Genomic DNA, 24,179 nt, shown 5'->3' on the forward strand with positions numbered 1-24,179 from the left:
TTATTTCGCCCTTTCTACAAATATTTCGTTTAGCGTCGGCTCTAACATTTTAAATTGTCTTAAGCTTATACCTTGTTCCTGCAATTTCTTTAAAATCATTAAAGCTTCTGCATCATCGTGGACTTTCACATATAGCAGTCCTTGTTGTTTTTCATACGAAATATGCAAGGCTTGTAATGCTTGTTCATTTTCCACCGCATCTTCAATTGTTAAATTTCGAAAACCGTATTCTTGCTTAATATCGCTTAGTTTTCCTTCTACAACCGCTTCCCCTTTTTTCAAAATACACACATGTTGGCAAAACGCTTCTACTTGTTCCATACGATGGCTAGATAAGATAATTGTTTTTCCACTTTGCACTTGTTCTTCAATAATGTTTGCTAACATACCAGCATTCACTGGATCTAGTCCGCTAAACGGCTCATCTAAAATAAGGAGCTCTGGATCGTGAATAAGCGCAGCAATTAATTGGATTTTTTGCTGATTTCCTTTTGAAAGCTCCCCTGCCGTTTTGTATTTATATTCCGGGATTGCCAATTTTTCTAACCATCGATCAATCGCACGGTCTACTTCTTTTTTTGTCATTCCTTCTAATCTACCAAAATAGCGAAGCTGGTCTATCACTCTACTTTTCGTATATAATCCTCTTTCTTCCGGAAGATAACCAATTGTTACACCACTTTGAGAAATTGCTTTCCCATTCCATGTAATGGATCCTTCATTAGGAGTTAATAAACCAAGAAGCATTTTAATCGTTGTCGTTTTTCCTGCACCATTTCTTCCAAGTAGTCCTAACACTTCACCTTTTGGTAATGAAATTTTCAATTGATTGACCGCTTTTGATTCTCCAAATATTTTCGTTAAGTTTTTTATTTGTAAGCTCAAATATAGCCCTCCCCTTTTTCAGCATTCTTCCAATCTTCTAAATGGTATGTTGAATACAGGAGAAATATTGTAACATATATAAATCTTTTAATTTTTATAATCAAATTTAAGATCCCTCATATATCCATCCACCATTTGTTTCATTTAGTTAAAATTGTAAATAAAAATCTAGCATTTGTCAATTATAATTGTCATTATGACAAAAAACATTGTCATTTATCATCATCTAATTCCTTACTTATTATACTTAAATAGGACATACTACTGTATATACAAAGGACAATATGCAAAAGTTCATAAAAAAGATTACGTAAAATATTATATTTTAATATATAATATTAAATGATTTATTTACATCAAGGAGGATACATATGAAGATGAAAAGGGGAATTACCACATTATTATCTGTAGCCGTTCTCTCTACATCACTTGTAGGATGTTCAGGAACAGCAGAGAAAACTGTGGCAAAAGAAGAAAAAGTAAAATTAACAGACCAGCAACTCATGGCTGATTTATGGTTCCAAACAGCTGGTGAAACGAAAGCATTGTATTATCAAGGGTATAACATTGGACAATTGAAACTTGATGCAGCTCTTGCAAAAGGTACAAGCAAAAAGCCAGCAATTGTACTAGATTTAGATGAGACTGTTTTAGATAACAGTCCTCACCAAGCAATGACTGTGAAAGAAGGAAAGGGCTATCCTTATAAATGGGATGAGTGGATCAATAAAGCAGAAGCTGAGGCTCTTCCTGGTGCAATTGACTTCTTAAAATATACGGAATCTAAAGGTGTAGACATTTATTACATTTCAAATCGCAAAACAAACCAACTAGATGCAACAATTAAAAACCTTGAGCGCGTTGGTGCTCCGCAAGCAACGAAAGAACACATTTTACTACAAGATCCGAAAGAAAAAGGGAAAGAAAAGCGCCGTGAACTTGTTTCACAATCGCATGATATTGTCCTATTCTTTGGTGACAACTTATCTGACTTCACTGGATTCGATGGAAAATCTGTAAAAGATCGCAATCAAACAGTTGAAGAAACAAAAGAACAGTTTGGCGAAAAATTTATCATTTTCCCTAACCCAATGTATGGTGATTGGGAAGGTGCACTATATGATTACAACTTCAAAAAATCTGATGCAGAAAAAGATAAAATTCGTCGTGATAACTTAAAATCATTTGAAGTAAAATAGCAAAAAAGGATGGCCTAGGCCATCCTTTTTTGCTATTTTCTCTCCCAATTCCATAAATCCAATTATATATATATCCGAACGTTATATATAATTCAACAAAATCACACATTTTTTGACATTTTCTTTGCAATTCTATTACGTTATGACTCTTATATTTCTTTTTATAATAACTAGACTTATAATAAAGACTGTTAGACAAACTATATGAAAGGACTGAGATTACACAGCGTTATGAAAAAAGTAATTATTATTTCTGCCACTGCGATTGTAATCGGTATCACATCCTTCGCTTACTTCGGCTCTAAATCTCCACTACAAAATGAAGCGAAAGCTGTCGAAACAAAGAAACATATTGAACACCCAAAAGAAGAGATTCCTGTATTTCCAAAAGCAGCTCATACAGCAAAAAAAATAGATGAGAACTTCTCCCTTGTTACAAATCCGGATTCACCTCTTGTATTAGTAAATAAACATCGTAAACTACCAGATGGCTATACACCAGATGGCCTTATAAAACCAGACGTTCCATTTGCATATCCAAAAGATAAAGAAAAAACATTACTTCGTAAAGATGCTGCGGCAGCGCTTGAAAAGATGTTCCATGCAGCAAAAGAGCAAGGGCTAGAACTTACTGCAGTATCAGGATACCGCTCTTATAAACGACAACAATCGTTGCATAATATGTACATAAAAAGACAAGGACAAACTGAAGCAGATTCGGTAAGCGCAATCCCTGGAACAAGTGAACATCAAACAGGCCTTGCAATGGATATTAGCTCTAAATCTGCAAAATATCAGTTAGAACCTATTTTTGGCGAAACAAACGAAGGAAAATGGGTAGCCAAACATGCTCATGAATTCGGCTTTGTTATTCGCTATTTAGAAGATAAAACAGATACAACAGAATACTCATATGAACCATGGCACCTTAGATACGTCGGTAATCCATATGCTACATACTTACATAAACATCACTTAACATTGGAAGAAGCAATGGGTGCAAAAAAATAAGAGGCTCCTCTCTTATCCAGATATAAAAAATAAAGTAGAAAACATATTAACCATATATAATATGTTTTCTACTTTTATTTTTTTCCACTTAACATACTATATTTCATCATTCTTCAGACCACGTGTAAAAGATAGCGGCAATCCCATCCTTTTTGGCTCGATCAAAACACTCAAGTTCTTCCTTTAATTCATAATCCGTCTCGTACTGCTTTCGATCTGCGATAAATTGCTCCTTAACATTTATTACTTTCCATCCTTCATTCTCAATGTAGTGATTTGCTTCAGTCAATGCTACGTTCGTATCACTTGAACCTATCCAAAAATTAATAAACGCTCCTGTACAGTCATTCTTTTCTGGATTATCGGAACACGGTATAGCCTCAAAACAAAAATAATAGATGGTCATTGGATCCTCCGTCAACATTATTATTTTTATATGCGTCTACCCTATTCATATCTCACTTTATTGCAGTAACTTTTGCTTCCATTCTTCCAGCCACGGTTCTCCTTTTCCCGTTTTCTTGGACGCTTGCACCATTGCCCCGCGCCCGACTAAGCAAATCTCTCCAGCTTCATTCTTCACCATGTAGTGTAAATCTAAAGAAGAATTTCCAATTGATTCCGCTTTCACATAAACTTTTAAGTTTTCATCAAAGAAAATCTGCTTCAAAAAGTTACACTGTAAGTCAGCAACAACGATCATTGTTTCGGATGCTTCATGTGTCCATTCTTGCATAAAACCAAGCTCTTTAAAAAATTCAATACGTGCCTCTTCAAAATATGTAAAAGCAACACCATTATTCATGTGTCCAAACATATCCGTTTCACAAAAACGAACTTTCACAGGAATATAAAAGGAAAAACCTTTTTCCCATCTCTCAAAGTCTTCAATGTAGGAAATCTTCTTCATGTTCTTCTCTCCTTTTTCTTTTATCCTATATATTTATTTTAATTTTCCGACATATATATCCATTTTGATCTTCAAGCACCTAAGTCACGGCTATGAAAACAAAAGAAGATCTCCACTCGCTTTCTCCTTTTGTCCTCACTTGGCATGGGACTATAAAATAGGCACTGACCGCTTCTAGCCATGAATGGATCCCCTCTTCCACCTAAAAGGAATGATTTTATATCAGTTTTTCAATCTGTATTTATATAATAAGTAACACAATTTATTTCAGAATAGAGCAAAAATTCAAATGATAGAAACCTATATAAATATTGCCTCTTCAAATCGAAGAGGCAATATTTATTAATAGTTATTGTCGCTACCAAAGAAATCTTTAAACGACTGAATTGTTGTATCACGGTTTAATGCTGCAATTGATGTTGTTAATGGAATACCTTTTGGACATGATTGCACGCAGTTTTGTGAGTTACCACAGTTTGCAAGTCCACCATCACCCATAATTGCACGTAAGCGCTCTGCTTTATGCATTTCACCAGTTGGATGTGAGTTAAACAAACGAGCTTGTGAAAGCGGTGCTGGTCCGATAAAGTCAGATTTACTATTTACGTTCGGACATGACTCTAAGCAAACACCACATGTCATACATTTTGAAAGTTCATATGCCCATTGGCGTTTTTTCTCTGGCATTCTTGGTCCTGGTCCTAGATCATACGTACCATCAATTGGAACCCAAGCTTTAACACGTTTTAACGCATCAAACATACGACTACGGTCAACTTGTAAATCACGTACAACCGGGAATGTCTTCATCGGTTTTATACGAACTGGTTGTTCTAATTTATCGATAAGTGCTGTACATGATTGACGTGGTTTACCATTAATCACCATAGAACAAGCACCACATACTTCTTCTAAACAGTTCATATCCCATGCAACAGGAGTTGTATGGTTTCCTTTTGCATCAACAGGATTACGACGAATTTCCATAAGAGCCGAAATAATATTCATATTTGGGCGATACGGAATTTCAAATTCCTGATCAAACGATTGTGCATCTGGTCCATCTTGTCTCGTAATGATGAGGCGGATTGTTTTCTCAGACATGTTGTTTATCCCCCTTCTCTTCACCCTTAGCAGCTACATCATGTTTTGAAGAATAATCACGTTTACGTGGCTTGATTAATGAAATATCAACGTCTTCGTAATGGAATGCTGGTGCATTTCCTTCTCCCTCAAACTTCGCCATTGTCGTTTTTAAGAAGTTCGCATCATCACGATTTGGGAATTCTGGTTTATAGTGCGCACCGCGGCTTTCATTACGGTTATATGCACCAATTGTAATAACACGTGCCAATTCAAACATATTTGCCAGTTGACGTGTAAATGAAGCACCTTGGTTACTCCATTTTGCTGTATCGTTAATGTTAATGCGTTTATAACGCTCCATTAACTCTTGAATTTTTGCATCTGTTTCTAATAACTTTTTATTTTCACGAACTACTGTTACATTATCTGTCATCCATTCTCCAAGCTCTTTATGAAGAACATATGCATTTTCATTACCATCTAACGTTAAAATATTGTTAAATTTCTCTGTTTCGATTAATTCATTTTGCTCATATAAAGCAGATGAAACAGCATCAGATGATTTTGAAAGACCTTTCATATATTCAATCGCATTTGGTCCCGCTACCATACCACCGTAAATCGCTGATAATAATGAGTTCGCCCCTAATCGGTTACCACCGTGCATAGAGTAATCACACTCACCTGCTGCAAATAATCCTGGAATACTTGTCATTTGCTTATAATCAACCCATAGTCCGCCCATTGAGTAGTGAACAGCTGGGAAGATTTTCATCGGTAGTTTACGAGGATCATCACCTGTGAATTTTTCATAGATTTCAATGATTCCACCAAGTTTAATATCTAACTCTTTCGGATCTTTATGAGAAAGATCTAGATACACCATGTTTTCACCATTAATACCTAGTTTTTGTTCTACACACACGTCAAAGATTTCACGCGTTGCAATATCACGAGGTACAAGGTTTCCGTATGCAGGGTATTTCTCTTCTAAGAAGTACCATGGTTTACCATCTTTATATGTCCAAACGCGTCCACCTTCACCACGTGCAGATTCACTCATTAGACGTAATTTATCGTCCCCTGGAATTGCAGTTGGATGAATTTGAATGAATTCACCATTTGCATAATATGCGCCTTGTTGATATACAGCAGATGCTGCCGTACCTGTATTGATAATAGAGTTTGTTGATTTTCCGAAGATGATACCAGGGCCCCCTGTTGCCATAATCACGGCATCAGCTCGGAAACTCTTAATCTCCATAGATTGTAAGTCTTGTGCAACGATTCCGCGGCATACACCTTCGTCATCCACAACAGCGCGTAAGAAATCCCAACCTTCATATTTCGTTACAAGCCCTGCTACTTCATGACGACGCACTTGCTCATCTAAAGCGTACAATAGCTGTTGTCCTGTTGTTGCACCAGCAAATGCTGTACGGTGATGTTGTGTTCCACCAAAACGTCGGAAGTCAAGAAGTCCTTCTTCCGTACGATTGAACATAACACCCATGCGGTCCATTAAATGAATAATACCAGGTGCTGCTTCACACATTGCTTTAACTGGCGGTTGGTTCGCTAAGAAGTCCCCACCATAAATTGTATCGTCAAAGTGAATCCATGGAGAATCCCCTTCACCTTTCGTATTTACGGCACCGTTAATACCACCTTGTGCACATACAGAATGCGAACGTTTTACTGGTACTAAAGAGAACAGTTCCACATTTACTCCTGCTTCTGCTGCCTTAATCGTTGCCATTAAGCCGGCTAAGCCACCGCCGACTACTATAAGTTTCCCTTTCATGCTCTCCCACTCCTTACTGATTTGCTAGCTGTGGATCGATGAACGCTAATAATGCACTCACACCTACATAAGATAAACCTAAGAAAATAGCTAATGTTACATAAGTAGAGATACGTTGTGAACGTGGCGATACTGTAATTCCCCAGCTAATGCAGAATGTCCATAGTCCATTTGCAAAGTGGAAAATTGTTGATACAACCCCAACTAAGTAGAAGCCAAACATAGCTGGATTGCTTAAAATATCTGCCATCATGTCATAATTTACCTGTTTACCTAACAATGCTTGAATACGAGTTTCCCAAACATGCCAAGCTATGAAAATCAACGTAACGATACCTGAGATTCGTTGGAAGACAAACATCCAGTTACGGAAATAACTATAAGATGTCGCATTGTTCTTAGCTGTAAATGCAATATATAATCCATATATAGCATGGTACAGTATCGGTAAAAAGATAACGAAAATTTCTAGCGCATACCGGAATGGAAGGAGCTCCATAAAATGTGCAGCTTTGTTAAAAGCCTCTGCCCCTCTTGTTGCAAAATTGTTTACTACTAAATGTTGCGTCAAAAAGACACCAACCGGGATGACTCCCATTAATGAGTGCCACTTGCGAAACGTATACTCGCGGCCTTTCATGTCCCCATTACCCCCCTTGAATGTTTGACTGCTGCTTTCAGATTAGTTTATAACAATAATGTTTTTTCACTATTGCTATAAGAAAAACTGAAAAAATTATTCGAAATATTTCAGCATAATTTGATACCAAGTTCATTTTACTCCTATTTTTGTCGAAGCGTCAAGAAAACGTATACATAATTTGTACATAATTTGCATATAATTTGCCAATTCCTTTTTTCTTCCCCTATATTCAGATTTTCCCAAAGAAAGTTCTGTTTTTATAAATGGGAAATGTTATATAATAATTCCTATAGAAAGAGGGGAATATTGTGAGCAAAAATACAATTGATATCGCATCTTTTGAAGATGTTTCATTGAACGCCTTCGCTTATGAACTGCTGCGTGAAGAAGTATTACCTGACCTAATTGGAAAAGAACTAGATGACATCTTATACTGGGCTGGCAGAAACTTAGCACGAAAATATCCGCTAGAGACGATTGAAGAAGTCATTCATTTTTTTGAAAAAGCTGGTTGGGGCCGTTTGAACATCATCGAGCATAAACGCCGTGAAATGCATTTTCAGCTAACAAGCCCGCTCATTACAGAGCGCCAAAAGCAAAATAGACATTCTTCTTACCAATTAGAAACTGGATTTGTTGCAGAGCAAATTCAAAAGCAGCGAAATGTTGTTGCAGAGTCATATGAAGAGCAAAAAAAACGTTCGGATTCTATCACATTTCTTGTAAAATGGGACGTAAAAGATCCTGTCGAAGTGTAGAATCCACATTAACAGTCAACTAGACATATAGGTTTAGTTGACTTTTCTATATAAATCCAATTAAAAACGACATAAACCTTTTCTTTTTAAGTGGGAGAGAGCATTTGACCATGCATAGAAGGGGTCAGCTCCTTTTTCCCCATGCCGTGTGAAAACAAAAAGAAGAAATGAATGGAAAACTATTTTTGTTTTCATAGCCACAGATTATATGTCGAAAAATCAAAATGGATTTATATTGTATATTCATTCACTTCTAATGATTTTTAATCTTCTGAAATTATATCAAAAAATAGAAGACATTGTAAACTACAACGTCTTCTTATCTGTTAAATAGGAATAAATAGTTTCTGCAACATTTTGCGGCATCCCCGCTTCGACAAATTCTGTCACCGAGGCTTCTTTCATCTTTTTTAGTGATCCAAAGTGTTTTAACAATACTTTTTTTCGCTTCTCTCCAACTCCAGGAATCCCATCTAAAGCAGATTGAATAATTGATTTCCCGTGAAGCTGACGATGGAACGTAATCGCAAATCGATGTACTTCATCTTGGATACGCTGTAGTAAATAAAACTCTTGGCTATTTCTTTCAAGCATAACAGGCTCAGGAGGATCACCGATCATTAAATGCGATGTACGGTGCTTATCATCTTTAACAAGTCCAGCCATCGGAATATATAGCCCAAGTTCATTTTCAAGCACATCACTAGCAGCTGCAAGATGTCCTTTCCCTCCATCAATCACAATTAAATCAGGTAGTGGCAAGTTTTCTTTTAAAGCGCGCGTATAACGCCTACGTACAACCTCTCGCATCGATTCATAATCGTCCGGCCCTTGAACCGTTTTTATCTTATATTTTCGATACTCTTTTTTCGCTGGCTTTCCATCAATAAAAACAATCATGGCGGAAACTGGATTCGTACCTTGGATATTTGAGTTATCAAATGCTTCAATACGATATGGTGTTTCAATGTCAAGCTGCTTACCTAAATTTTCAACAGCTTTAACTGTACGCTCTTCATCACGTTCAATTAAATAAAACTTCTCTTCTAAAGCGATTTTCGCATTTTTATTTGCCAATTCAACGAGGTCTTTTTTCTTTCCTCGTTTCGGCTGCGTTACATCGACTTCTAAGAAGCGCTCTACTAACTCAGGATCAATACTTCCTGGCACTACAATTTCCTTTGGTTTAAAATGGTTGTTTTGTTCATAAAATTGACCGATAAATGTTAAAAATCCTTCTTCAGGCTCATCATAAATTGGAAACAAAGAGACATCGCGCTCAATTAACTTACCTTTCCGAACAAAGAAAACTTGCACGCACATCCAGCCTTTATCAACCGCATACCCAAATACATCACGGTCAACAATATCATTCATAATCATCTTCTGTTTTTCCATAATTGCATCCATATGGGCGATTTGATCGCGCAACTCTTTCGCTCGCTCAAATTCTAATTTCTCGGATGCTTCATACATTTTCTTTTCAAGTTCCGAACGGATCTCCTTATGTCCACCATTTAAAAATTTTGTAATTCCATCAACGATTTCTTTATTTTGTTCATCGGTTACCTCTTTAACACAAGGCGCTAGACATTGCCCCATATGATAATACAAGCACACTTTATCTGGCATGTTTGTGCACTTACGCAGCGGATACATACGATCCAGTAGCTTTTTCGTTTCATGCGCTGACTGTGAATTCGGATAAGGCCCAAAATATTTACCTTTATCTTTTTTTACATTTCTTGTAATAAGTAACCGTGGCTGCTTTTCTGCCGTAATTTTAATAAATGGATATGTTTTATCATCTTTTAATTTAATGTTATATCGAGGGTCATACTTTTTAATTAAATTTAATTCTAAAATAAGTGCCTCTAGATTTGAGGAGGTAACAATGTATTCAAAATCAACAATTTCTCCAACAAGACGGAGTGTCTTCCCATCATGTGAACCAGTAAAATACGAGCGCACACGATTTTTTAACACCTTGGCCTTCCCGACATATATAACTGTTCCTTGTTTGTCTTTCATTAAATAACAACCTGGTTGATCTGGTAAAATCGCTAATTTTTCTTTTAAATGCTCGTGCACTCGTAAACCTCCGTTTCTTACATGGTTATCATTGTTGTTTCCAAGCAAAAACATACAATCGTTAAATCCCCAACATATGTTCTTTAATTGTAACGGAAAGCGCAAAAAAATGAAAATATTATACATATTTTTATCTTTTCATATCGTATTTTACTATTGATTTTCATGTTAAACTAACAAGATAGAATTTGGAATTTTTCCTTTTAAACTTTCCTAATACACAATGCAAATGATTGGGTCATAAAATACAAAAAAATTCATTCAAATATGAAAATCAAAGAACAGCGTAAACAGGAGGATAAAAATAGAAAAATATTTTGAAGACGCACACCGTTTCTGTTCTCATAATAGAACTTACTTGGAGAAGGATACTATATGTGGTTGTTTTTATTGTTTAAAAATTTTTCACCCAAGTAGGATTAATGAATGGTGGGATGATGATAATACAGCAGTTTGTCCCTACTGTGGTATTGACTCTGTTATCGGAGAAAATTCTGGATATAAAGTCACAGAAAGCTTTCTAAAAGAAATGCATCAAAGATGGTTTTAATTAGATAAATTAAAATAAAAAGCTGCCCTACGGCAGCTTTTCCGATTAGAAGTGTTTAGAAACTAATTCTACTAACGCTTCTTTTGGTTTATAGCCTAACGCTTGGTCAACCACTTTACCATCTTTTAATACGAAAAGAGATGGAATGCTCATTACTTCAAATTGGCGAGCAGTTTCTTGGTTTTCATCAACGTCTACTTTTACTACTTTTACTTTTTCGCCTAATTCTGCATCGATTTCCTCTAATACAGGAGCGATCATTTTACAAGGTCCACACCATGGTGCCCAGAAATCTAATAATACAATACCTTCGCTAGTTTCAGCTGCGAAGTTTTGGTCAGTTGCGTTTACAATTGCCATTTTATTTCCTCCTTCAAGTGTATTCTACCAAAAGTATATCATTAAGTTATATACGTGGCGAATATTATGTATCGTTATGTATTGTAACAAAAAAGGGTTCCTTTATACTATATAAAAATACAAGCTATATAGATATCAAATAAAAAAACGACATAAAACCTTTCTTTTTTAGATGGAAGAGAGTATCCAACCATGCATAGAAGCGGTCAGATCCTTTTTTAGCCCCACGCCAAGTAAAAACAACAAGAGAAAATGAGTACAAATCTTCTTTTGTTTTCATAGCCGCGAATTATATATCAGATAGAAATACATGTAAAAAAACGAGAGGCAGGGGACCTCTCGTTTTTTCTATATATAGGGGTATTTCACTTGGAACTCAAGGGTTACTCAAATTAAGAATGCACTTTTAACTTTTTAAACTCTTCTGTTAATAAAGGAACCACTTCAAATAAGTCGCCCACAATACCATAGTCAGCTACTTTGAAGATACTTGCTTCTGGATCTTTATTAATTGCAACGATTACTTTCGAGTTAGACATACCTGCTAAATGTTGAATTGCGCCGGAAATACCGCATGCAATATATAAGTCTGGCGTAACAACTTTACCTGTTTGTCCAATTTGTAATGAGTAATCGCAATACTCTGCGTCACACGCACCACGTGATGCTCCAACAGCACCGCCTAATACATCTGCTAATTCTTTTAACGGTTTAAAACCATCTTCACTTTTCACGCCGCGTCCACCAGCAATAATAACTTTCGCTTCTGAAAGATCTACACCTTCTGCCGTTTTACGCACAACGTCTTGAATGATTGTACGTAAATCTTTTACATCAACTGTAATAGAAGACACATCACCTGTACGCGCTTCATCCTTTTCTAGTGGCGTAATGTTATTTGGACGTACTGTCGCAAATAAAATGCCATCTGTGACAATCTTCTTCTCAAACGCTTTACCAGAGTAAATTGGGCGTGTAAATACAACATTACCACCCGCTACTTCTAATGCAGTGACGTCGGAAACAAGGCCAGCTTCAAGTTTTGCAGCTAGCTTTGGCGATAAATCTTTACCAAGCGCCGTGTGCCCAAATACGATTCCTTCAGGCTTTTCCTCAGCATACACACCAAGAAACGCTTGTGCATAGCCATCGGATGTATATGATTTTAATTTATCATTTTCAACTGTCACAACGCGATCTGCACCGTAATGAATCAATTCATTTGCAAAAGATGCAACGCTCTCTCCAACTAGAAGACCAACTACTTCACCGCCTTCTGCAATTGTTTTTGCTGCTGCTACTGCCTCAAATGAAACGTTGCGTAGTGATCCGTCACGAACTTCACCCATTACTAATACTTTACGAGCCATAGATTTTCCCTCCTGCATATATAATTTCGTATTTTATTAGATTACTTTCGCTTCTGTATGGAGCAACGATACAAGTTCTTTTACTTGATCTTGCAGCTCGCCTTGTAACACTTTTCCTGCATCTTTCTTAGGAGGCAAATAGATTTCAATTGTTTTTGTCTTTGCTTCCACATCAACTTCCTCTAAATCTAAATCATCTAATTCTAGTTCTTCAAGTGGTTTTTTCTTCGCTTTCATAATACCTGGAAGCGATGGATAACGAGGTTCATTTAACCCTTGTTGTGCTGTTACTAAAAGCGGTAATGATGTTTCAATGACTTCAGTATCACCTTCAACATCGCGCTCAATTTTCACGCTTGTACCGTTAATTTCAAGCTTCGTAATTGTTGTTACATATGGAATATTTAGCGCTTCAGCTACACGAGGTCCAACTTGTCCAGACGCGCCATCAATCGCTACGTTTCCAGCTAAAATTAAGTCTGCTTCTTTATCTTTTAAGTACTCAACAAGCACTTTCGCTGTTGTAAATTGGTCACCATTCTCAACATCATCTTCAATATTAATTAATACCGCTTTATCACAGCCCATCGCTAGCGCAGTGCGAAGTTCTTTTTCACTGTCTACACCGCCGACTGTTACAACTGTAATTTCACCGCCTTGTGCGTCTCTTACTTGAATTGCTTCTTCAATCGCATATTCATCGTAAGGGTTGATGATGAATTCCGCTTCGCCATCATAAATTGCACCGTTTTTAATTGCGATTTTCTCTTCTGTATCAAATGTTCGTTTCATGAGTACGTAGATGTTCATTCCATTTACCCCCTTGTTTTTCAGAAAGATTCCATCAATTTTAATATTCTGTTAATTTATATTAAAAAATAATTCGAACTACCTACCACTAAATGAAGGTTTGCGTTTTTCTAAAAATGCCGCTACACCTTCTCTTCCATCTTCACTCGTAAACACTTCCCCAAATATTTGCGCCTCACGCTGCACACCTTCATAATAATGAGATGATTTTGTTGTTTGTAATAACTCTAATACAGCACGAGTTGTCGCTGGGCTTTTACTAGCAATTTGTTTTGCAATTTGAAGAGTATCCTCTAAAAGCGACTCTTCAGGGAATACATCATTAACAAGTCCCCATTCTAACGCTTGTGCCCCTGTAATCGGTGCACTTGTTAACATCATTTCACAAGCCTTCGCTTTACCAACGTAGCGTGGCAAACGCTGTGTACCTGCAAAGCCAGGAATCAATCCAAGCGTTAACTCTGGTAAACCAAGCTTTGCACTTTCAGTTACAAAGCGCATGTGGCAAGACATAGCGAATTCAAGGCCACCACCAAGTGCCGCTCCATGAATTGCCGCAATAACTGGTTTTGAACACTTTTCTACACGCTCAAACGTAACTTGTCCAAGCTGTGCTAACTCTGTCGCTTGTTTCGCTTCCTCAACAGAAGTAAACTCTTTAATATCTGCTCCTGCTGAGAAGAAGCGTCCTTCGCCATGAAGAACAACAACGCGGACATTTTCATCCTTTTCGACTTGATCAATTAACTCAGTAACGTCATGCATAACTTGTGAAGACATAGCATTAGCTGGCGGATGATTTAATGTCGCCACCGCGATATGGTCTTCTACTGTTACAGATAGGAATTTCAACATGATCCCTCCCATTATTGACGATAACCACAAGCTGAAACAAGCAGCCCATGTACCGTTTTTGAAAGTGCGACCAAATCATATTTATGATCGCTCATTACCCAATTGGTCACAACTTCATCTACTGTTCCGAAGATCATTTGTCTTGCTACGCGAACATTTAAATCCGCCCTGAATTCTCCTTGTCTTACACCTGTTTCCAAAATTTCATCAATGACTTGTAAATATCCTTTTAACACTTCATTTATTTTGAAGCGCAGGTCTTGGTTGGATTGCCGAAGCTCTAGTTGAGTAACGATAGCAAGAGGATCATTTTGCGACAACAGCAAGAAGTGCGTTTCTACCAACATAAATAACTTCGCTACAGCGCTTTCAATTCCTGCTGTTTTTTGACGAATTGTTTCGATAAATTCTCCCATCTTCTCTTGGAATAAGGATATAAGTATATCTTCTTTATTTTTAAAATATAAATAAATAGTTCCATCAGCAACGCCAGCTTGCTTCGCAATTTTAGAAACCTGCGCTTGATGGTATCCATTTTCTGCAATCACAATAACCGCCGCATCAATAATTTGGTTATATTTTGGTCGATTTTTTTTCACTTTACTGTCCCCTTCAAGAAGATGACTGAATGAATAATCATTCATAATCCAATAATACTGACTATTTTAAAAATTGTCAATCCTATATCCTATATTTTCAAAAAGAAAGGGCCTTTAGCCCGTTTGCTCATCCTCGTTCTCTTTCTTTTTCTTCTCTTCATCTATAAGGACACGTCGTAAAATTTTCCCAACTGTTGTTTTGGGCAACTCGCTCCGAAACTCATATACTTTTGGCACTTTATAAGCGGCCAAATATTTGCGAGCAAACTGATCTAACTCTTCTTCAGAACAAACTTCATCTTCTTTTAATACAACAAATACTTTCACAGTCTCACCACGATATGGATCTGGGACACCAATCGCAACCACTTCCTGCACCTTTTCATGCTCATATAATACTTCTTCTACTTCACGCGGATAAACATTGAATCCACTAGCAACAATCATGTCTTTCTTACGATCTTTTATATAGAAAAATCCATCTTCATCCATATAGCCGACATCACCCGTGTGTAACCAACCATCCTGTAATACGGCCGCTGTTTCCTCAGGCTTATTCCAGTATCCCTTCATTATTTGCGGACCTCTCACAACAATTTCACCAATTTCTCCTGGTGGTAACGATTCTCCAGTTTCAAGTGACATAATGCGAGCATCTGTATCTGGCCACGGGACGCCAATGCTTCCCGGCACACGTTTTTCCCATAAGAAATTGCTATGTGTGACTGGAGATGATTCTGTCAGTCCATATCCTTCTACGAGCTTACCGCCTGTAATCTTTTCAAACTTCTCTTGTACCTCTACTGGAAGCGGAGCAGAACCACTAATACAAGCACGAATCGATGAAATATCATATTCCTGAAGCAAAGGACTATTTAAAAGGGCAATATAAATCGTTGGAGCTCCTGGAAATAGTGTCACTTTATGCTTTTTAATCGCTTCAAACACCATTTTCATATCAAACTTCGGAACAATTACCATTTTGTATCCTTGCATAACAGTTAAATTCATCACAGCTGTCATCCCGTACACATGGAAAAATGGAAGGACACCGAGAATTACTTCTTCTCCTTCTTCACAGTTATATAGCCAATGCACACCCATCAATGTATTCGATACAAGATTTTTGTGCGTTAACATGACTCCTTTCGGAAATCCTGTTGTACCTCCTGTATATTGCAGGAGTGCTAAATCATTTTCAGGATCACAGGGTACTTCTACACTTGCATCACTTTCTCTTTCTACTGATTTCCAAACATGAATCGTTTCACTTTCAGTTACTTTTACAACGAGGTTTGTTTGCTTTTTTTGTACAAATGGATAAATTAAGTTTTTTGGAAATGGTAAAAAATCTGCAATGCGGGTTACGATAACGTGCTCAACCTTTGTAGCAGACTGGACATCGATAACTTTCGGAAAGACTAAATCGAGACAAAGAATAACTTTCGCTCCAGAATCATGGAGCTGATATTGTAGTTCTCTCTCTGTATAAAGAGGATTTGTTTGTACAACAATACCACCTGCGAGCAATGTACCATAATATCCAATTACAGCTTGCGGACAATTTGGTAACATAATTGCAACTCGATCACCTTTTCTCACACCAAGCTTACGCAGATAATTGGCAAATTGTTTCACCTTACTATTTAGCTCTGAAAATGTAATATCCTTACCTAAAAAGTGAAGCGCTTTCTTTTCTGGATACCGCGTAGACATCTGCTGTAAATATACGTGAAGCGGCTGAATATCATAAGAAATTGTATGTGGAATTTCCTCAGGATAACTTTGTAACCAAGGTTTTTCCATCCCCATTCCCCCTTCCTGCTCTTACAAGAATAAAATGAATGTCCATTCATGATGATTGTTTTCATTATATTATAGTCACAATCACGTTACAATCATAATATTCTGACTTTTATATAACTATTCCATTGTAACTCTATAACTGTTTATATTATTGTCAAATGAAAATATTTTGGTTTATTTCCTTATTCTATATTTTTTGTTTCTCCTTCCGTTTCGGTTGTTCAACATACAAATCACGGATACATAGAAAAAAGGATGTGCATTTTAAAATTTATATTTATACATAATAACATCCTAATTATTTTATACTTTCCGCCCTTCTCCTACTCTTCTTAAAGGCTCATTTACAAATCCCATTTTGAAAGCGTTATAGTAGCAAACAAATCCCTCCATATTCTAAAGAGATTTTTTTATCTGAATAGAAAGAAAAGGATTGACACTATAAAAGCCTTCATAGTATGATTTCCGTGTTGAAACTGATAATCTTTTTCAATTGAAGGAAGATTATATATCATTTCAAAATAATTCATTTGGGGGAAAAAGATGAAAAAGGTTCTTAGTATTTTTATGGTCATCCTTCTATTCGTTGTGGGATGTGGACAACAAAAAGAAGAGAAGAAAGAAGTAAAAACAGATGATAAAAAACAAGCTATAACAATTAAACACGCTGAAGGTGAAACAAAGTTAGATAAACCAGCGAAAAAAGTTGTTGTACTTGAGTGGGTATATGCAGAAGATTTATTAGCACTTGGCGTTCAACCTGTCGGGATGGCTGATATTAAAAATTATAATAAATGGGTGAATACAGAAACAAAACCAAATAAAGATGTTGTGGATGTCGGTACACGCCAACAACCAAACTTAGAAGAAATTAACCGCTTAAAACCAGACTTAATTATTACAGCTTCATTCCGTAGTAAAGCAATTAAAAATGAATTAGAACAAATTGCACCAACAATTATGTTCGATCCATCAACAAGCAATAACGACCACTTCGCTGAAATGACAGAAACATTTAAACAAATTGCAAAAGCAGTTGGAAAAGAAGAGCAAGGTAAAAAAGTATTAGCAGATATGGACAAGACATTTGCTGATGCAAAAGCAAAAATTGAAAAAGCTAACTTAAAAGATAAAAATATTGTCTTAACACAATCATTTACAGCAAAAAATGTTCCAACATTCCGTCTGCTAACGGACAACTCTACAGCGATACAAATTACGAAAAAATTAGGTTTAACAAATGCATTTGAACCTGGTAAATCTGAGCCAGACGGCTTCAAGCAAACAACTGTAGAAGCATTGCAAAATGTACAAGATGCAAACTTCTTATACATCGTAGCTGATGATGATAACATCTTTGATAACCAACTAAAAGGTAACCCAGCATGGGAAGAATTAAAATTCAAAAAAGAAAACAAAATGTATAAACTAAAAGGCGACACTTGGATCTTCGGTGGCCCTGAATCTGCAAAATCATTAGCAAAACAAGTTGCAGATGTAATGACAGCGAAGAAGTGATGGCATAATGAATAACTTACAACATACACTTCGAGCAAGTCTTGTATTCGGAGGAGGAGCATCTCTCTTGCTTCTCCTTTTCTTTATTCATATCGGACAAGGACAAGCAAATATTTCTTACAGCATGATTATGGATGCTCTCTTTTCGCCAAATCAATCTCTTGAACATCAAACCTTAATTATGCTGCGTTTGCCACGGGCCGCTATTGCTATTTTAGCTGGTGGCGCGCTCGCTGCATCAGGCGTTATTTTACAAACCTTAACGAAAAATCCACTTGCTGAGGCAAGTACAATGGGAATTCATTCAGGAGCATATTTCTTTTTAATTGCTGCTACTATCTTTTTACCGGAATACTTACAAGGCCAATCGCTTCTATTCACATTTATTGGAGGAGCAGTAACCGCTTTGTTCGTATATCGTATTTCCGGCGGCAGAAAGGGAACACCACTACGTATGGCATTAGCAGGTATGGTTGTCACTTTAATGCTCTCTGCTTTTACCGGAACGATGCAACTTTTTTATGAAAACGAAACCGCAGGACTATTCCTTTGGGGCGCAGGGTCACTTGTACAAAATAACTGGGATGGTGTTCAATTTGCGGTTCCATTTGTTGTCTGTGCCTTTCTTGCTGCATTGTTTATGTCACGTAAATTAAATGTGCTTCTTTTAGGTGATGATGTTGCTGTTTCACTTGGAGAAAAAACAGAAGTAACACGTTTTATTGCTTTTATTGCTGCGATTTTTTTAACAGCAGTCGTTGTAACAGTTGTTGGACCAATCGGTTTTGTTGGCTTAGTTGCACCACATTTAATGCGCCTGATCGGCTATCGCCAACATTTCCCACTACTTCTCTCCTCTTTCTTATGGGGGGCTATTTTGTTACTTGGAGCAGATGTTGTTGGTAGATTAATAGACCCAACTGGCGCTGAACTTCCGGTTGGTGCTGTTACTGCAATGATTGGTTCGCCATGGCTCATTTACTTAGTTTATCGCATGATGAAATCAAAACAATATATGAATGATAATGGAGCAAATACAGCTGGTGCTAGCTCACGCTATTTCTCTTATAGAAAAGTACTCATCATATCTATGATACTTGGCGTTGTAACAATTGCTCTTGGCGTTGTAATCGGTAGCAATGCTTACATAGAAAGCATAACAAATGTAATAACAGGACAACTTACACAATTTGATCAAAATATGATGATGAACCTTCGCTTGCCAAGAATGCTCGTTGCGGCTGTCGCTGGGGCATGTCTTGCAATAAGTGGGCTGGTCTTTCAAGGAATATTACGCAATCCGCTTGCCGATCCATCTATCATTGGTATTTCATCTGGTGCAGGTGTCGGTGCTTTAACAATTATGTATGTCTTCCCGGCGCTTCCAGGAGTCTTCTTACCAATCGGTGCATTCATTGGCGGACTACTTGCAGTTGGAATTGTCCTCTTCTTTTCATGGAAGTCAGGCTTTAGCCCAACAGCACTGGCATTAATCGGAATTGGTGTATCAGCTCTAGGCTCAGCAATTATTCAAATCTTTATCGTTAGGGCAAACTTAAACGTAGCTGCTGCCTTAACTTGGTTATCAGGTAGTACTTACGCAAGAGGATGGAATCACTTAGAAAATATACTTTTATATCCATCTCTTATTCTCGTACCAATCATATTCTTCTTAATGAAACAACTTGATGTTCTCGTACTTGGAGATGACTTAGCAACAGGACTAGGGCAACGCGTAAACAAAACACGTTTTGCACTTATTATCCTAGCAACATTACTCGCCTCAGTGAACATTGCCGCTGTTGGCACAATCGCTTTCTTAGGGCTCGTTGCACCACACCTAGCACGTATTGTTGTTGGGATGAATCACCAAAGATTGTTTGTTTGTTCAGCACTATTTGGAGCGATTTTGCTCTGCATCGCTGACTTACTTGGACGGACGATTGCATACCCGAAAGAAATTCCTTCGGGGCTTGTTGTTGCTGTACTTGGGGCACCATACTTTCTTTGGTTAATGAGGAAGAGTGGGAAGAAAGTTAGTTAATAAAAAACGAAGGCCTCTGTTATTTTAGAAGCCTTCGTTTTTTATTAGTGTGGCATAAAGTGAAACTTTAATCAGTGGGGGGTTTTCTTCATCCCCCACTGATTATTAGCCCTCACCAATCGGGCTTTTACGGGCAGTTTATCTCCCACCTAACTTCTTTGCTCCCGCCAAATTTTGAGGTGGGAGTATTACTGCCCGTTAATGCGGGATAAAATTAATATAAGCTTTATAAAAAAAATATATTACCCATGAATACATTACTATATATATCTTGCTGAAACTCTTGTAATCGATACGTTTGATTACTCTTTCTTTTGAAATCAATCGCTTTAAACTTCGCAACAGATATAAGCCAACTTCTAAATTTCCCTCGCTTTTGATCATAACTCTCAATGTTGTACCAAATAATTATTGAACTACCCCCACCTTCACTTCGTTTAGAGGAAGGCGTCTTCTCAGTTAAAATGATAAAAAGAGCAGGAAAAACCCCTCTCTTCACGAATTTACTCTATGAATATAACCATTGGGGGGATAACATGTATCAAACAATTGAGGGCTTTCTAACAACATGGAAATACGAGTCTGAATCTACACAAAAGGTATTGGATGCATTAACTGATGAATCTTTGGCACAAGAGATTGCTCCTGGTCATTGGACTTTAGGCAGAGTTGCTTGGCATATCGTTACTGCAATTCCTGTGATACTATCAGGAACCGGTTTACAGTTTGAAGGGGAAACAAAAGATTATCCTGTTCCCACTTCCGCAAAGACGATTGCGGAAGGCTATCGCAAAGTAAATATGGATTTTGTGGAAGCACTTCAAACAGAGTGGACTGATAAAGATTTAGCAACAATTAATGATTTCTTTGGGCGCCCCATGCCAAACTCTATCTTTTTGATGACTCTCATTAATCATCAAAATCATCACCGTGGGCAAATGACTGTCTTAATGCGTCAAGCTGGGTTACAGGTTCCAGGTATTTATGGACCTGCTAAGGAAGAGTGGGCAGCTGCCGGGATGGAAGCTCCGAAAATGTAATAACGAAAAAGACAAGGTAACTGCACCTTGTCTTTTTCTGTAACTTGTTTCATGTGAAACTTTATAACGCATCTTCCTTCTCAATATTTCTAATTCCATAATAAGCAATCATAATACCAATAGCCGCAAGTGCTAATTGAAGTGGTAGAAAAGTTGCTAATGAGAATTCTGGCTGACTTTGACATGCAATCATCACAACAAGTAAGGAAGAAACAATCGTTGTTGGAACAGAGTATTTACGCATACCAAAATATAAGGGAATTACCCCTGATCCTGCAGCTGCCATAGCAAAAGGAATCACTTTTATACCTTCTTGAATCAACTCAGCTACCGTTATTGTATTCGGAATAACTAACATATAACTATTCAATGTAAAGAAGATACCTATTACAAAAATATTAGATAATAAAACTGTTACAAACGTTAGCATTGCTATGATTAATAACTTACTAGCAATGATTTTTTTTCGACTAATTGGATACGAAAACATGAGTAATATTGTTTTGTTTTTATATTCTTCAATTACTAATTTTGCAATTAATACTCCCGCAAAGACAATAAATGTTCCTCGCACCATTGCACTTGCCATTAAAAGAATTCCTTGAGGATTTCCTAGTTCTACATCCCCTTCAATCTGTGACATATAGCTTACAAAAAATAGCATCGCAATCATCACTATATTTGCGATAATCGCACCTTTTATATACCATCCAAGCTTAGATTTCTTCATTTCTAGCTTTATAAGTTGCAGCATTTTATCCCCCTTAGTTCATCTATTTTATTTTTAAAAATCCACCGGTTTGATTTTATTGTTTATTCATTGGTAATACTTTACGATAATTTCTCGATAAAAAATTCAAATAAATACGAAGATACTTCCAACTAAAATAGGCGATGCTTCCCACGATTCCACCTATGATCAGAGCATAAACCATGCTCCACTCCTGAGGAATTGATAAACCAGGACCCATATCCATTTGTACCCATGTAACTCCAAAGGAACGAATAATACCTGCAATTAATATAAGTACAGTACAAAAACCGAAACCGTACGCAATCGTTGCCAAAACTGGAACAACAATAACGCTTAATAGTCCCGTCGTACAGTAAAAAAACAGCATAGCAAATATGCCACTGACGGAACGAATTGATTTTTTCTGCATGATATATTCACCTCTTCTGAATATTATTTGATACATATAGTGCCTTTTTTACTTAAAATCTCCACCTTATTTGATGCATCACCAATTACACCTTCTTTTGTTTTTTCCGTATTCGTTCTTTTCTTAAACCCATTTAAACTCACTGCTATATCGGATGAGTCGCTGTTAGCAGCAAGCTGTAATGAAGTTGGAGCTTCTTTATAAGACACACTAATATCTCCTGATTTTGTTTCTATAAGTAATGACTTCCCTTCTATTGTCTCTTTAATCAATACTTCACCATCTGTTGAAGTAACCTTGATCTTAGGGCTCCTTACATTTGTAAGGTAGTTATCACCGGTAGTAGAAGCTACAGATAGTTCCTGTAACGAACTATTTTTCAAACTTAGTTCCCCACCTTTTGATGTAAAATTACCTTTTTTTGCTAATAGTCCCTCAATCTTTTCAGCACCAGATTCGTTTGAAAATACAATATTCTTAGTTGTTACATCATTCATTTTTATATCACCAGAACTATTATTCAATGTAATCGTATCTACTCCATTTTTGGGGATGGAAATATAAATAATACCTTTCTTTCCAAAACTGAATCCTCCCGCAAAACCTTCCTTTTGCCCTTTCTGATCCACAACAATTTTCTTTCCATCCTTTTTCATTGTTACAGGATCATTCTTCTTATCTTCCTGCTTTCCCTCAACTGCGATTGCTACTTTGTTTGATTGTGCACTTTTGATCGCAACATCCCAATTTTCGTTATTTATTTCTATTTCTTCTACGCTATCTACCATAAAAGAAGTTTCTGTTTCAAAACTCTTTGCCCCTACTTCCTTGAGACTAAAAACTACTCCTGCAACTAGAACTATTAAAATAGAACCTAACATTATTTTCTTCATTTTTTACTCCCCAGTTCATTTTAAATCCACATCTTATTCAAGATTGTATCTGTATTTAAGCCACATCCATTTTATCCACTTTGTGATAAGAGAGATAGCCAATTGCAAGACCTAATAGACAAAACGCAATCGGCACTACAATGAAATCAAACAAACTAATCTGTCCTTCCCCATTAGAAACAGTTGAGTTAATCAATAATCCAATTATTATAGACGAGGTAATCGTTGTAGGAGTTGACTTTTTTCTCATACCAAAATATAAAGGAATCAGACTTACTCCAGACATCATAAATGCACTAATAAAGGTAGCTGGAATTGTAGCAATCATTTCATCCATAGCAACACGTGCTTCAAAGAATCCTATCATTGGATTTAAGAAGAATGTTAACATGCTAATAATAAAAGTAGAGATAACGATACTCCCAAAACAAAATCCAAAGACAATCGCTAACTTAGCTTGCATTAATTTTTTTCGTTGTAATGGATAGCAAAATAATAATTGCATCGTTTTATTTTTGTATTCATCAATAACTAAACGTGATAAAATAACAGCTGAAAAAATCATAAATGTTGTTCTAATAAAAATATTTGTTAAAGACATGAACCCTATATAATCTGGAAACATCCTCTCACTCTCAGCATTAGAACCCCATGCCATGAGACCGACCGCAACAAAAATTGCTATACTGTAAATGGTTACTCCTTTAAAATAGCGAGATAAACAATGTTTTTTCCATTCTAATTTCATCAATTTAAGCATGGCGCTGCTCCCCCATCTACTACA

Annotated in this window: 24 protein-coding genes and 1 pseudogene; 7 read left to right on the forward strand and 18 right to left on the reverse strand. The window is 36.8% G+C overall.

Annotation, left to right across the window (positions count from 1 at the left end):
- Positions 1-885, reverse strand: coding sequence for an ABC transporter ATP-binding protein (locus tag KFD70_RS11275; RefSeq protein WP_336450282.1), 885 nt, complete (start codon positions 883-885; stop codon positions 1-3).
- Positions 886-1,256: 371 nt separating this feature from the next.
- Here KFD70_RS11275 and KFD70_RS11280 point away from each other — a divergent pair, with 371 nt between their 5' ends.
- Entirely contained in the window at positions 1,257-2,084 is an 828-nt protein-coding gene (locus tag KFD70_RS11280; protein WP_336450283.1) for a 5'-nucleotidase, lipoprotein e(P4) family, read from the forward strand.
- Between the two features lie 231 nt (positions 2,085-2,315).
- Entirely contained in the window at positions 2,316-3,095 is a 780-nt protein-coding gene (locus KFD70_RS11285; protein ID WP_336450284.1) for a M15 family metallopeptidase, read from the forward strand.
- Positions 3,096-3,201: 106 nt separating this feature from the next.
- Here KFD70_RS11285 and KFD70_RS11290 read toward each other — a convergent pair whose 3' ends face one another.
- The 5 genes from KFD70_RS11290 to sdhC all read right to left on the reverse strand — a co-directional run bounded on the left by KFD70_RS11290 (position 3,202) and on the right by sdhC (position 7,535).
- Positions 3,202-3,501 carry a hypothetical protein gene (locus KFD70_RS11290; protein WP_336450285.1) on the reverse strand — a complete coding sequence of 100 codons (300 nt, stop codon included), beginning with the start codon at positions 3,499-3,501 and terminating at the stop codon, positions 3,202-3,204.
- A gap of 57 nt (positions 3,502-3,558) precedes the next feature.
- Complete coding sequence (locus KFD70_RS11295) at positions 3,559-4,005, reverse strand: acyl-CoA thioesterase (protein WP_336450286.1); 447 nt, start codon at positions 4,003-4,005, stop codon at positions 3,559-3,561.
- A 342-nt stretch (positions 4,006-4,347) separates the two neighbouring features.
- Positions 4,348-5,109 (reverse strand): succinate dehydrogenase iron-sulfur subunit, encoded by a 762-nt coding sequence (sdhB, locus tag KFD70_RS11300; protein ID WP_016116528.1) that lies wholly within the window; start codon positions 5,107-5,109, stop codon positions 4,348-4,350.
- Positions 5,102-6,895 (reverse strand): succinate dehydrogenase flavoprotein subunit, encoded by a 1,794-nt coding sequence (gene sdhA, locus KFD70_RS11305; protein WP_336450287.1) that lies wholly within the window; start codon positions 6,893-6,895, stop codon positions 5,102-5,104. The genes sdhB and sdhA overlap by 8 nt, the downstream gene beginning before the upstream one ends.
- A 13-nt stretch (positions 6,896-6,908) precedes the next feature.
- Entirely contained in the window at positions 6,909-7,535 is a 627-nt protein-coding gene (sdhC, locus tag KFD70_RS11310; RefSeq protein ID WP_336450288.1) for a succinate dehydrogenase cytochrome B558, read from the reverse strand.
- A 311-nt stretch (positions 7,536-7,846) separates the two neighbouring features.
- Here sdhC and KFD70_RS11315 point away from each other — a divergent pair, with 311 nt between their 5' ends.
- Positions 7,847-8,296 (forward strand): YslB family protein, encoded by a 450-nt coding sequence (locus tag KFD70_RS11315; RefSeq protein ID WP_017150595.1) that lies wholly within the window; start codon positions 7,847-7,849, stop codon positions 8,294-8,296.
- A gap of 306 nt (positions 8,297-8,602) precedes the next feature.
- On the opposite strand, the gene uvrC is transcribed toward KFD70_RS11315, so the two are convergent.
- Positions 8,603-10,387, reverse strand: a complete 1,785-nt coding sequence (uvrC, locus tag KFD70_RS11320; RefSeq protein WP_336450289.1) for an excinuclease ABC subunit UvrC — start codon at positions 10,385-10,387, stop codon at positions 8,603-8,605.
- Between the two features lie 304 nt (positions 10,388-10,691).
- Between uvrC and KFD70_RS11325 the strand changes: the two genes are divergently transcribed.
- The gene (locus tag KFD70_RS11325; RefSeq protein ID WP_336450627.1) at positions 10,692-10,937 is read left to right on the forward strand and encodes a cytoplasmic protein; all 246 of its coding nucleotides are present in this window, start codon (positions 10,692-10,694) and stop codon (positions 10,935-10,937) included.
- Positions 10,938-10,982: 45 nt separating this feature from the next.
- On the opposite strand, the gene trxA is transcribed toward KFD70_RS11325, so the two are convergent.
- From trxA to KFD70_RS11355, 6 genes are all read right to left on the reverse strand, one after another.
- Positions 10,983-11,297, reverse strand: coding sequence for a thioredoxin (gene trxA, locus KFD70_RS11330; protein WP_097898333.1), 315 nt, complete (start codon positions 11,295-11,297; stop codon positions 10,983-10,985).
- 392 nt (positions 11,298-11,689) lie between these two features.
- Positions 11,690-12,667: an electron transfer flavoprotein subunit alpha gene (gene etfA / locus KFD70_RS11335; RefSeq protein ID WP_336450290.1), complete on the reverse strand. Its 978-nt coding sequence runs from the start codon at positions 12,665-12,667 to the stop codon at positions 11,690-11,692.
- 36 nt (positions 12,668-12,703) lie between these two features.
- Positions 12,704-13,477: an electron transfer flavoprotein subunit beta gene (etfB, locus tag KFD70_RS11340; protein ID WP_174098805.1), complete on the reverse strand. Its 774-nt coding sequence runs from the start codon at positions 13,475-13,477 to the stop codon at positions 12,704-12,706.
- 78 nt (positions 13,478-13,555) lie between these two features.
- Positions 13,556-14,332, reverse strand: coding sequence for an enoyl-CoA hydratase (locus KFD70_RS11345; protein ID WP_336450291.1), 777 nt, complete (start codon positions 14,330-14,332; stop codon positions 13,556-13,558).
- 11 nt (positions 14,333-14,343) lie between these two features.
- Positions 14,344-14,931: a fatty acid metabolism transcriptional regulator FadR gene (gene fadR, locus KFD70_RS11350; RefSeq protein ID WP_431613198.1), complete on the reverse strand. Its 588-nt coding sequence runs from the start codon at positions 14,929-14,931 to the stop codon at positions 14,344-14,346.
- A gap of 114 nt (positions 14,932-15,045) precedes the next feature.
- Positions 15,046-16,737: a long-chain-fatty-acid--CoA ligase gene (locus KFD70_RS11355; protein WP_336450293.1), complete on the reverse strand. Its 1,692-nt coding sequence runs from the start codon at positions 16,735-16,737 to the stop codon at positions 15,046-15,048.
- Positions 16,738-17,280: 543 nt separating this feature from the next.
- Between KFD70_RS11355 and KFD70_RS11360 the strand changes: the two genes are divergently transcribed.
- Positions 17,281-18,255 (forward strand): ABC transporter substrate-binding protein, encoded by a 975-nt coding sequence (locus KFD70_RS11360; protein ID WP_336450294.1) that lies wholly within the window; start codon positions 17,281-17,283, stop codon positions 18,253-18,255.
- A gap of 7 nt (positions 18,256-18,262) precedes the next feature.
- Positions 18,263-20,299, forward strand: a complete 2,037-nt coding sequence (gene fhuB, locus KFD70_RS11365) for a Fe(3+)-hydroxamate ABC transporter permease FhuB (RefSeq protein WP_336450295.1) — start codon at positions 18,263-18,265, stop codon at positions 20,297-20,299.
- A gap of 262 nt (positions 20,300-20,561) precedes the next feature.
- Here fhuB and KFD70_RS11370 read toward each other — a convergent pair.
- A pseudogene (locus KFD70_RS11370) lies at positions 20,562-20,711 on the reverse strand (sigma factor); the annotation flags it as partial.
- Positions 20,712-20,835: 124 nt separating this feature from the next.
- On the opposite strand from KFD70_RS11370, the gene KFD70_RS11375 reads away from it, so the two are divergent.
- The gene (locus KFD70_RS11375; RefSeq protein ID WP_336450296.1) at positions 20,836-21,339 is read left to right on the forward strand and encodes a DinB family protein; all 504 of its coding nucleotides are present in this window, start codon (positions 20,836-20,838) and stop codon (positions 21,337-21,339) included.
- Between the two features lie 61 nt (positions 21,340-21,400).
- On the opposite strand, the gene KFD70_RS11380 is transcribed toward KFD70_RS11375, so the two are convergent.
- Genes KFD70_RS11380 through KFD70_RS11395 form a run of 4 tightly spaced genes read right to left on the reverse strand, consistent with a single transcriptional unit; the run spans position 21,401 to position 24,155 of the window.
- Complete coding sequence (locus KFD70_RS11380) at positions 21,401-22,093, reverse strand: ABC transporter permease (RefSeq protein WP_336450297.1); 693 nt, start codon at positions 22,091-22,093, stop codon at positions 21,401-21,403.
- A gap of 52 nt (positions 22,094-22,145) precedes the next feature.
- Entirely contained in the window at positions 22,146-22,502 is a 357-nt protein-coding gene (locus KFD70_RS11385) for a hypothetical protein (RefSeq protein WP_336450298.1), read from the reverse strand.
- Between the two features lie 23 nt (positions 22,503-22,525).
- Entirely contained in the window at positions 22,526-23,395 is an 870-nt protein-coding gene (locus KFD70_RS11390; RefSeq protein ID WP_336450299.1) for a DUF4097 family beta strand repeat-containing protein, read from the reverse strand.
- 55 nt (positions 23,396-23,450) lie between these two features.
- A complete protein-coding gene (locus tag KFD70_RS11395; protein WP_336450300.1) occupies positions 23,451-24,155 on the reverse strand; it encodes an ABC transporter permease in 705 nt (234 codons plus the stop codon).
- Between the last annotated feature and the right edge of the window lie 24 nt (positions 24,156-24,179).

The sequence above is a fragment of the Bacillus pfraonensis genome (assembly GCF_050768835.1).
Classification (GTDB): Bacteria; Bacillota; Bacilli; order Bacillales; family Bacillaceae_G; genus Bacillus_A; species Bacillus_A pfraonensis.

Bases quoted from the DNA above. Each gene is read 5' to 3' on its own strand.
- KFD70_RS11280 (WP_336450283.1), top strand. From the start codon at position 1,257: ATGAAGATGAAAAGGGGAATTACCACATTATTATCTGTAGCCGTTCTC.
- KFD70_RS11285 (WP_336450284.1), top strand. From the start codon at position 2,316: ATGAAAAAAGTAATTATTATTTCTGCCACTGCGATTGTAATCGGTATC.
- KFD70_RS11290 (WP_336450285.1), bottom strand. From the start codon at position 3,501: ATGACCATCTATTATTTTTGTTTTGAGGCTATACCGTGTTCCGATAAT.
- KFD70_RS11295 (WP_336450286.1), bottom strand. From the start codon at position 4,005: ATGAAGAAGATTTCCTACATTGAAGACTTTGAGAGATGGGAAAAAGGT.
- sdhB (WP_016116528.1), bottom strand. From the start codon at position 5,109: ATGTCTGAGAAAACAATCCGCCTCATCATTACGAGACAAGATGGACCA.
- sdhA (WP_336450287.1), bottom strand. From the start codon at position 6,895: ATGAAAGGGAAACTTATAGTAGTCGGCGGTGGCTTAGCCGGCTTAATG.
- sdhC (WP_336450288.1), bottom strand. From the start codon at position 7,535: ATGAAAGGCCGCGAGTATACGTTTCGCAAGTGGCACTCATTAATGGGA.
- trxA (WP_097898333.1), bottom strand. From the start codon at position 11,297: ATGGCAATTGTAAACGCAACTGACCAAAACTTCGCAGCTGAAACTAGC.
- etfA (WP_336450290.1), bottom strand. From the start codon at position 12,667: ATGGCTCGTAAAGTATTAGTAATGGGTGAAGTTCGTGACGGATCACTA.
- etfB (WP_174098805.1), bottom strand. From the start codon at position 13,477: ATGAACATCTACGTACTCATGAAACGAACATTTGATACAGAAGAGAAA.
- KFD70_RS11345 (WP_336450291.1), bottom strand. From the start codon at position 14,332: ATGTTGAAATTCCTATCTGTAACAGTAGAAGACCATATCGCGGTGGCG.
- KFD70_RS11355 (WP_336450293.1), bottom strand. From the start codon at position 16,737: ATGGAAAAACCTTGGTTACAAAGTTATCCTGAGGAAATTCCACATACA.
- KFD70_RS11360 (WP_336450294.1), top strand. From the start codon at position 17,281: ATGAAAAAGGTTCTTAGTATTTTTATGGTCATCCTTCTATTCGTTGTG.
- fhuB (WP_336450295.1), top strand. From the start codon at position 18,263: ATGAATAACTTACAACATACACTTCGAGCAAGTCTTGTATTCGGAGGA.
- KFD70_RS11375 (WP_336450296.1), top strand. From the start codon at position 20,836: ATGTATCAAACAATTGAGGGCTTTCTAACAACATGGAAATACGAGTCT.
- KFD70_RS11380 (WP_336450297.1), bottom strand. From the start codon at position 22,093: ATGCTGCAACTTATAAAGCTAGAAATGAAGAAATCTAAGCTTGGATGG.
- KFD70_RS11385 (WP_336450298.1), bottom strand. From the start codon at position 22,502: ATGCAGAAAAAATCAATTCGTTCCGTCAGTGGCATATTTGCTATGCTG.
- KFD70_RS11390 (WP_336450299.1), bottom strand. From the start codon at position 23,395: ATGAAGAAAATAATGTTAGGTTCTATTTTAATAGTTCTAGTTGCAGGA.
- KFD70_RS11395 (WP_336450300.1), bottom strand. From the start codon at position 24,155: ATGCTTAAATTGATGAAATTAGAATGGAAAAAACATTGTTTATCTCGC.